This window comes from Paraburkholderia sp. GAS334, from assembly GCF_050436625.1.
In the GTDB taxonomy this organism is placed as follows: domain Bacteria; phylum Pseudomonadota; class Gammaproteobacteria; order Burkholderiales; family Burkholderiaceae; genus Paraburkholderia.
The window spans coordinates 1-8,990 of record NZ_JBNDMO010000071.1 but is presented as its reverse complement, the minus strand read 5'-3'; the positions used below and the strand labels follow the sequence as shown (position 1 = coordinate 8,990).

The window sequence follows — 8,990 nt, the reverse complement described above, 5'->3', positions numbered from 1 at the left end:
CGGCTTTGAAATCCGCTTTGAATGCGTCGAGCTTGGCTTGCAGTGACATGACGATCTCCTTCTTTCAAATGAATGGCGCGGTGTGTTGAAGTTGCGTTGCATTGCGTTGGATAGATAGTCAGTCAATGCAGACGAGTGGAGAAGACTCGCCGACCGCATAACAATCATTCCTGCGAGGCATAAAGGCTGGTGGTATCCGCGACGTGGGTCGCGGTGTGCCGGGCATGGGTGATACGTTCGCTGCTGGGCTTGGGATTGTCCGAATTCCAGTCAATCACGGACATTGGTTGCTTGCACGCGACTGGCTCAAATGGGGTCGACTGCTGCCCGACGCGGAAACATCCATGGTTGAGCATCCCGTCAGTTCATCGTCGGGCCGGGTACGGCGGTGATCGGCCGCTCGACAATAGCCGCCGTCCGCTCGTATTCTGACGAGATCCGCTCATCAGAAATGTTCAAACCGTTTGCGTTTTCGGCCTTTGCGAGGACGCGCTGAAAGTACCGCGTACCGATTCTGGCCAACCCGTTCCAGGTGAGGGATGGTCTTGAGACCGCACTTACCAGCATCGCGGCGGCCGACAAGGTCGGTCATCGCCGGTCGCTTGCGATTGCCCATCATGCCGCCTATCACTGCTTGCACGCTCTCGCGGAGTGGGATCGAGCCTGGGAGCATGTCGACGCGGCATTGCGGCACGCGCGCGAGTTGAAGGCGAGGCGCTTTGAAGGCGAGGCTCTCGCGTATCGCGCTGAGCTGCATAGGGTCGCAGGGCGCCAGAGTGAAGCACTTGATGATATCGGGGAGGCTCCGGCGATCAGTCGGGAAACGGGCATCGCCTATATGCAGCCGTTTTATCTCGGTGTCCTTGCGCGCGCGACCGACGATGAGGCTGTCTTCGAAACTGCGCTCGCAGAAGGCGAAGCCCTGCTCGTCGCCGGGGCGGTGAGCCACAATCATTTTCTATTTCGGCGTGACGCGATAGACGCATGCATCGACCGGGGACTGTGGGATGCGGCCGCGGCCCATGCTGCGGCCCTTGAGGATTACGCACGCCGCCAGCCGTCGCCGTTTTCCGCCTTTGTCGTGGCGCGGGCACGCGCGCTCGTCTCGTACGGGAGAGGTAATCGAGACCTGGCATCGCTGAACGAACTCCAGCAGCTCAAGGAAGAGGGCCGGAGGTTAGGTTTCCTTCACGCTCTCCTGGCGATCGACGCCGCGCTCGTGGGCCAGGCGAACAAAGCCGAATAAGATCGAAGCGAGAGCGGCGATCGTCTCACGTCGAATTCGAACCGCAAATCTCGCTTGCGTGAAAGACCTGTTCTCGTACATGTAAACCGCAGCCAGCGCGAACTGGTACCGACTGATCGTTGAAAAATTTCTATGCTGTCCCCGAGCGATTGCAGTAGCCGACCGCCTTAGAAAAACTGTCGAGGCCCTCTGTGACGTCGAGCGTCGGTCGCGACAGACTGGGTGCGGCCAGGATGCGACATTCGACTGAGCTGCATAGATCGTCAACAATGAAAAATCGCAAGCGTCCGATCGGGGCCGTTCTTTGGCGGTCGCGACCAATGCGTAGATCACGACAATTCGTTCGCCGCTGCTGGAAGGCCGAAGTGCAGAAAGGTTTTGCGTCCGAGGGCCACGACCCGCAACGCTCATTCAGCAGCGTTTTTGCCTGTTTCGAGCGCTCTATCAAAGGAAGCAATCGGCATTCCGGCCGAGGGTGACGTGGCGCGATCCAACGACGGCGACGCCGTTACGCCTGCAACTTGACGCAACTTTTCCGCCGCTGCGACGACGATCGGCGACTTCTTCAGCCTGCCTTAAGGTAGTGCGCGAATACAGCCGGATGTTGCGGCAAGTACGCGGAGCGCTTCATACGCGCTTGCTTCGTAAGCTTGCTTTGTCGTGGAACCCACCCCGCGGTCGTATCGCCAACTTGTGAATCTCCGGTCGCCCATCGCGACGCAATCCGCGCGAGGCATGGATCACGTACAGGTTGCGACGACGAACTCGGAGCGACAGTGAGCACTGTTACCGCCGGTTGCCGACCTCGAAAAGCTTTCCACGGGCGCGCAATGGACTCCGACAGGCATGACTGCCGCTGCATTCTTTAGCCGCGCCCGGAATATCTCTTCCTCCAACCCGTTTACACGACACTGCTCTCACGGCATCCGATTTGCCGATTTCACCCAGCTACATCGCATCGCGGGTTGCCCACCGCCAGGCAGTGTCATGGTCGTGACAGGCGACCTGCTGCCCGGCCATGGACAGCCCGCGACTCAACTCTTTCAATGGAGGTTAAGCCACACATCAGTACCCAACTGCAGATCTCTCCGTTGAAGCGGGTCAACCTCAGGAGCAATCATGAAATCGCTATTCAAGCCCCGCAGCTTCAGACCACTGGTTTCACGTGCTGCCAGTCTGTCCGCTGCCGCCTTCATCGGCGCGTTGGCCGCAGGCCAGGCATGCGCGGAACAGCCGCCGCCACCTTGCCATCCGAATCCGAACGCTGCCGCTGACGGCGCGCTGGTGCGTCAGCGCGGCGACATCGCGCACCTGCCGGATTCGCTGCAGGATCTCCTCCAAAGGATGGCCGAGCGGCCCCATACCTATTTGCCAATTCAGGCCTATGCCGAGGCCGACAAACCGAGCCAGCTGTTCCAGTATTACCTGCTGTCCACAGTAGGATTCGAACCCAATCCGTTCACGACACGATTCTCGGGCATCAACGACCAGGCGATGCTGACGGCAACTGGCGCCAACTGCGGCTTGCCAACCATCGGTGCGGTGCGCCTGGTGGTCGAGCCGAAGCCTGGGCTGCCCACTGATCCCGATAACGTTCGCGCCTTCATCGATGTATTTACCGACCTTTCATATCTGTTTGTGATTAACAACGAAAGTGGCTGGTACGAGGGCTGGATGATCCACGATTTGCAAGTGCCGAATGTCGCACCACCCCGTCCCGACGGGCACGCCCAGTTCGGCACAATGACAGTCGCGGACGCGGCTGCCTTGCGGGCGATGGGCACGCACCACAACGTGCCCGGCCGGCTATTCACAATGGATGGCAAGGCACCGCATTTGCCCGAAGCTTCAGACCACTTCCCTGACCGCCAGACCAATATCGTGCCGATCCAGCTAAGCATGGGGGCGCTCAACTGCATGCAGCAGTCTGATTGTCACGGCTACTGGGAATTCAACTACACGACCAACTGGATCCATCCACTCTACGAGTTGCCTTTTACCGGCGGTATCCCCGGTACCTTTGAAGCCGGCAAAGTTGGCGCGCTCTCGTCACTGATTCCCGGCTCTGGACCGGCAGGCGTGACAAACCGTCCGATCGACTATGGGGACGATCCGAACAATGCGGCTCCGCTGGGTGGTGCAGGTCCGCGCGACCCCGACCGATTCGATGCCACAGTCGATAACCAGCGGGAATACCGCCAGCGCTTTATCCCGAGCGGACTTGCCCACGAAATCTACCTGGACACCTACGTGCGAGTGGCTTCGTTCGAGCCGGGCACGCCATTCCCGCAGCGCTTGTACGACGCCTATGTGGCCGAAGTCAAACGGGTCGATACCAATGGCGACGGCGTCATTTCGGCACGCGAGGGAGACGTGGATACTGCCAGCGATGGGTTCCCGGACAATTCCCGCCTGTTCTTGCCGGCGACTTCGTTCCGTCGCTTTGCCGTGACACGCGAAATCAATGACGGCTCCCTGGCGCCGCGGTTCGCGCCCAGCCAGCGGGCTTGGGTACTTACTGGCGCCGCCATAACCGTAAGCCCCTCGCGGCCGGCGTCTGCGGGTCGCGATAGCGACGACCGTTGAAGGCAACTCGTCGACCTGACGGGCTGTCTCCTGAGTTGCGAGACGCGTTCAAACCGTACTGTGCGCTCTCCAGGTAGACAATAGGGCCGCCCCAAAGGCGGCCCTATTGACGTGCTGTTGCCGGCCAATCGCGAATGACCGCTCTGTAGAAACTCGACCGTCACTTTCGGGCCGAACAGCGCCCGCTGACGCTTGGCGCAGACTGATTCTCCCTTCACTTGAATGGAGATCGTCATGAAAGCGACTGACGAAGGTAGCGGCGGCAAGATACCTTGGAACAAGGACAGGTTGATCGGGCGGAAGCCGCCATTGAGACTCAAGGAAATCTGGACCATTCGCATCCGCTTACAGCTTTCGGCGCGGGTCCGCGATCTCGCGATGTTCAATCTTGCCATCGACAGCAAACTACGCGCATGCGATCTGACGAAGCTGCGGGTTTGCGACGTATGCCACGGGCAGCAGGTCGCCAGTCGGGCGACGATCATGCAGCAGAAAACGCAGCGGCCGGTTCAGTTCGAGATTACTGAGCAGACGCGGGACAGCGTTGAGGCATGGATCAGGGCGGCTGGGCTGACGGTTCCCGACTTCCTCTTCCCAAGCCGGCTCCATGAATACCGCATCTCTCGACGCGTCAGTATTCACGCCTGGTGCATCGCTGGGCTGCGTCGATCGGGCCGGATGACACCGCGTACGGCACGCACACGATGCGTCGAACGATTCCGACGCCTGATCAACGGGATCGGAGCGAGACAGCGCGGTCGGCTGCGGTCCTCTGCGTGGGACAGCAGTCGGCCATGAGCGGTCTTTTCGGAAACAATACTGCGAAGCCGTTAATGCGGCCGCTCTGCGGCACACAGCGGACATTGCACAGATGATGTTCGATTATTTGTTCGCTGTTTCCTCCCGGACCACAGTGGAGTATGTGCGCGGGGTTTATCCCGGCCGGTAAGATCGCGCGAAAGACTATCGTTGCTAGAAGCGGTAAAGCACGGACGCCATGCCGTTGAGGTCGAGCCGGCGCTCGGTAATCGGACTGCCTGCGGCGAAACGCTCGAGGCGTCCCACAACGGCCTCGACGCTCGCCGACCAGTGCGGACTGATTTTGTAAGTCGTATTCACGTTGAAGTGAATATCGCGCAAGCCGGAACCGGTATCGTAGTGCGGCAAACCCGATGCCGCGCTTTCCTGCGGCGTGATGCCGAACAAGGTCTGCGTATAGGTCGCGTTGGCCCAGGTTAGGCCCGGACCCATCGAAATGAGCCAGTTACCGATCGGCACCGATACGAATAAATCGGCCGTCGCCGTCAGACCTTGTCCTGTTCCCGCGATGTCCTGATAGGCTACCACCGCACCGGTGAACGCCCACACCGTGTAATCGCCGAAGAGCCGCAGCTTCGGTCCATAGTGCACATCGGGCAAGCCTTTGAGCCGCGCATCGTCGGACGACGATCGCGACTGGAAGTCGAAACTCACCGACATACCGAGATGATAGTTCTCTCCATGCAGCACGTTGACGCCGAGCACATCTGGACCCTGTGAGAAAACACGGTCCTTCCATGAAATGTCCTGCACGGGGAACGGAAGCACCTGAAGCTGCGAGGAGCCAGGGAACTTCGGGAATACATACATGCCCGGCCCGACCGAGATTTTCCAATCGCTGTCGGCCTGCGGTTCATCGGCGTGTGCGACGCCCATTGTGCAATACGCGCTTACCGCTGCGAGCGCCAGGCACCGGCGTCCAATAGAAGTGACGACGAGCCTCATGCTTTCCTCGCCACGGCGGCCAACTGTCTCAGGCGCCGCGCGAGCGCCCGTGATACGACTGGCGTTGGATTGTTGCAGGACGCCGACGCCGCGGCGCTTTCGCGCAGGAAGAGCGCGCATTCCCGCGCGACGACCTCGCGTTCGTTGTCCGATGTGATCATATGGTACGAGTCGTCGAGCCAGATGGTGCGAAGAAACGACGCCCCGACGTTCGCCACGACGTAGCGCGCGTTATGCGGGCTGGACGTCTCATCGTCGATCGCGTGAATGATGAGGCAATCGGTGCTAATGCTCGTCAGCTTCTTGCGTACCGAGTTCGCAAGCCGGCTCGCTTCGTGAAGCGCTGGCATCGCAATGGATGCGGGCCCCACTTCACTGATTTCGTCCCTCTGCATCACGCGTGCAATCTTCGAGCGCAACGCCTCGTTGCGCAGGCCATAGGGTTCGTGCTCGCGATAACGGTAGCGTGAGCGCAATGGGGTGTAATAGACGTAGCCGAGTAGAAATCGATACCAGGGAATCGCCCAGCCGTCGTAACTGAGTGTGATTGACAACAGCAGCAACGCGCGCGCGGACGGGCGCTGTTGAGCGACGGCGGCGGCTAGCGTCGCGCCCATGGAGAGGCCGCACACCGAAACATGCCGGTGTCGCGCTGCAAGCGCGTCAAATTCGGCGACGGCTGCGCTGATCCACTGCTCCATCGGCATATGTCCCGTGCCGGCGCTGTAGCCACGAAGTTCTGGCGTGTGAGTCGCGAAGCCTTCTTCGACAAGCACGCGCGAAAGGAACCGCAATTCCGCCGGGGAACTCGACAGGCCGTGCAAAAGGAGAACAGCATGATCGTTGCCCTGAGCATCGGGAAATTGAGAGGTGTCCATGGTCAGTCCTCCGCCCGAAGAATCAGAAATTCGCCTGACGGGGTAATGAAGCGTTCACAGACACATTCGACTGCGCGCCAACCGTGTCCACTCGATAGAAAACGCATGCGGTGATGGCCAGGTACCAGACGGTTGTTCAGACGCGCGAGATCATCCGGATGCGCTTGCGAATGCCTGGCCCCGTAAGCGATACCCGTAAGATACGATTCGTCGTCGATGATTCCGGCAGCCGTAGAGGTTGCCGCCGCCGCGACGAAACTGCCGGGCGGCGCGCTCGTTGCCGGATCGAGCGCCTTGATGAGAATGAGCGATCGGTTGTGCTGCGCGATGTGATGCAGCATGCGATGCATTTCATCCGTGGCGCGACGCGCGAGCAGACGTTCGTTATCGCCGCGCAGCAGCATTTCATAGCGCGAGTGCGCCACCGACGCCAGCAGTTCGGCGCGATACTGGGCGCGTCTCAAGCGCTCGACCAGCGTGATGACAACAATCGTGATGAGCGTATACGAGACCAGCAGACGGATATCCGACGTATCGATGATGTCGATGCGTCCGTACGGCGGGACGAACAGGTAATCCGCAAGACAGAGTCCCGCCAGCATCACGCTGAGTGCGGGCGCGAGGCCGCAGTAATACTCTACGAGCATGGCGGCGATAAGAAAGGCGGTGCCCGGCATGATCGGGCCGAGCAGCGGATGAAGTATCAATCGGATGGCGGCGGCGGTAAAAAGTGCCGCCGCCGCGATGATCCACCGTTTGCGGCCTCGCGAAGCCCACCGTCGAGAGTTTTTGACTTTCATTCGTTTTATACAGCGATGTGACGTTTTCCTATAAGCCCGTGATTGTGCCAGACACTTTTGTGACATTACCCGCTATATCGGGCAAAGTTTGGTTGGACGGTAATTCCCTTAGTGTGATGGCGGCAAACGGAGCATGGCGAATGGCGCATCGAGCCGGCGATTGTCCTTATACTGGCGCCACGGTCAACAAAGCCCACCGGGCGAGACAAAGCATGCGGCTACTCACCTATACCTTATGCTTTGCTGTCGCCGCCTATCTGGGCGCTGCGCTGGCGCTGTATCTGATGCAGGACCGCTTGCTGCTTCCATCCACGCCCGACACAGCCGATCTGCGCACGGTCATTGACTCGGGTAACCACGTTGACGCGTGGAAAGCGCAAGGCGGTTATGCAGGTTACGTCGTCACGCCGGCGGAGCACGAACCCCGCGGCACGTTCGTCGTCTATCACGGTAACGAGGAGTCGGCGGAGACCAAGTTGCCGCTCGCCCAGGTATTCGTGCGCGCTGGGTATCGCGTCGTCATTGTCGAGTATCCAGGGCACGGCAAGCGGCGAGGCGAGCGCACCATGAAAGCGGCGGCCGTTGCTTCGCGTGACGCCTTGTCGGCCGTGCTCTCGCAATGGCGGGGGCCGGTCTATCTGGTGGGCGAATCGCTGGGCGCGGGCATGGCATCGCAAGTGGTCAAGGGCAACGAGTCGGCGATCGCCGGCGTCGTGCTTGTTACGCCGTGGGATTCGCTGGCCGATGTGGCCGCTGAGAAGTATCCGATTTTCCCGGTGCGGTGGCTGCTGCATGACCGCTTTGATTCGGTCGCCGCCGTATCGCGTTACGACGGGCCGCTGGTCATCGTCGGCGCGCGGCGGGACGAGTTGATTCCGGTCACGCATGCACGACGTTTCGCGAGCGAACACGATCACGCCCGGCTCATGCTGTTGCCAAACGCCGATCACGACGGTTGGTTCGGCGCCATGACGCCGCAGGACTGGGGACGCATTCTGGAATGGCTTAATGCCGCATGACGCGAAGCCTGACCGGAAAAGCAGGGGCCTTGCGTGGCTCTCGCTGAACTTGACATCGTTGTGTTCGGCGTGACACTCCATCACCATGATTTCCTCGTCGGCATCGACGTTCACGTCCCAACCTCCGCAGTGCGCAAAAGGCATAAGCTCAATCACCTTTCCAGGCATATCGGAATATCCGTAATCGCCGTCCGCCGCGGCAGTAGCATTTCTGAAGCGCAAGCGGGCTCCGACGCCGATGACAAAATGGAGATAAGGTCCTCTCTCCGCGCCAAGATGAGCGTGCGCCGGATTTAAACATACTGCGATTGCAACGGAGAAGGCGGCCGGTCTGGTCGAGAACAGTCGCCGGTCGGTTACCTGAACGGTCCAGACAGCATTGCGTGACAGCGGTCGATGTTCTCTCGGGAGCGGTAAGCTGATCTTGACGCTTCATTGTCTTCGCGCCCGGATCCGTCGCCGAGCGCGTCGCGTAGTCGGCTGACGTGTCCGCTGCAAGCCGGTGAGCGGACATCGAAAAATAAGGTCGTCGAGCGACCGAAACGGGTCGACAGGCGTCGCCGCTCGGCCCAGAAGTAGCATTGTCGCGATGACTCACGAAACCGTGAAGGTGTTTGAGGAGAACAGAGCCCCAACGCATATTTGAGACACGCGTCCAAGCCCTCATCGGGACCAGTAGAAATCCACGGGGATAAGC

The 8,990-nt window shown here is 60.2% G+C and carries 8 protein-coding genes; 5 read left to right on the top strand and 3 right to left on the bottom strand.

From position 1 onward, the window contains the following. The first annotated feature begins 703 nt into the window (after positions 1-703). The 3 genes from P3T21_RS37955 (at position 704) to P3T21_RS37945 (ending at position 4,630) form a co-directional block, all read left to right on the top strand. On the top strand, positions 704-1,246 hold the full coding sequence (locus P3T21_RS37955; protein WP_429260980.1) for a hypothetical protein: 543 nt from the start codon (positions 704-706) through the stop codon (positions 1,244-1,246). Positions 1,247-2,365: 1,119 nt separating this feature from the next. Then, complete coding sequence (locus tag P3T21_RS37950) at positions 2,366-3,832, top strand: hypothetical protein (RefSeq protein WP_429260979.1); 1,467 nt, start codon at positions 2,366-2,368, stop codon at positions 3,830-3,832. 234 nt (positions 3,833-4,066) lie between these two features. Further along, positions 4,067-4,630, top strand: coding sequence for a tyrosine-type recombinase/integrase (locus P3T21_RS37945; protein ID WP_429260978.1), 564 nt, complete (start codon positions 4,067-4,069; stop codon positions 4,628-4,630). 174 nt (positions 4,631-4,804) lie between these two features. Here P3T21_RS37945 and P3T21_RS37940 read toward each other — a convergent pair whose 3' ends face one another. The 3 genes from P3T21_RS37940 to P3T21_RS37930 all read right to left on the bottom strand — a co-directional run bounded on the left by P3T21_RS37940 (position 4,805) and on the right by P3T21_RS37930 (position 7,274). Next, a complete protein-coding gene (locus P3T21_RS37940; RefSeq protein WP_429260981.1) occupies positions 4,805-5,527 on the bottom strand; it encodes a MipA/OmpV family protein in 723 nt (240 codons plus the stop codon). Positions 5,528-5,592: 65 nt separating this feature from the next. Further along, positions 5,593-6,474 (bottom strand): alpha/beta hydrolase, encoded by an 882-nt coding sequence (locus tag P3T21_RS37935; protein WP_429260977.1) that lies wholly within the window; start codon positions 6,472-6,474, stop codon positions 5,593-5,595. 2 nt (positions 6,475-6,476) lie between these two features. After that, positions 6,477-7,274, bottom strand: a complete 798-nt coding sequence (locus tag P3T21_RS37930; protein ID WP_429260976.1) for a DUF4118 domain-containing protein — start codon at positions 7,272-7,274, stop codon at positions 6,477-6,479. Positions 7,275-7,486: 212 nt separating this feature from the next. Here P3T21_RS37930 and P3T21_RS37925 point away from each other — a divergent pair, with 212 nt between their 5' ends. Next, entirely contained in the window at positions 7,487-8,293 is an 807-nt protein-coding gene (locus P3T21_RS37925; RefSeq protein WP_429260975.1) for an alpha/beta hydrolase, read from the top strand. 33 nt (positions 8,294-8,326) lie between these two features. After that, the gene (locus P3T21_RS37920) at positions 8,327-8,590 is read left to right on the top strand and encodes a hypothetical protein (protein WP_429260974.1); all 264 of its coding nucleotides are present in this window, start codon (positions 8,327-8,329) and stop codon (positions 8,588-8,590) included. The last annotated feature ends 400 nt before the right edge of the window (positions 8,591-8,990 follow it).

Coding starts and splice junctions, on each gene's coding strand:
- P3T21_RS37940 (WP_429260981.1), bottom strand. CDS start 5,527: ATGGGCGTCGCACACGCCGATGAACCGCAGGCCGACAGCGATTGGAAA.
- P3T21_RS37925 (WP_429260975.1), top strand. CDS start 7,487: ATGCGGCTACTCACCTATACCTTATGCTTTGCTGTCGCCGCCTATCTG.
- P3T21_RS37950 (WP_429260979.1), top strand. CDS start 2,366: ATGAAATCGCTATTCAAGCCCCGCAGCTTCAGACCACTGGTTTCACGT.
- P3T21_RS37945 (WP_429260978.1), top strand. CDS start 4,067: ATGAAAGCGACTGACGAAGGTAGCGGCGGCAAGATACCTTGGAACAAG.
- P3T21_RS37935 (WP_429260977.1), bottom strand. CDS start 6,474: ATGGACACCTCTCAATTTCCCGATGCTCAGGGCAACGATCATGCTGTT.
- P3T21_RS37930 (WP_429260976.1), bottom strand. CDS start 7,274: ATGAAAGTCAAAAACTCTCGACGGTGGGCTTCGCGAGGCCGCAAACGG.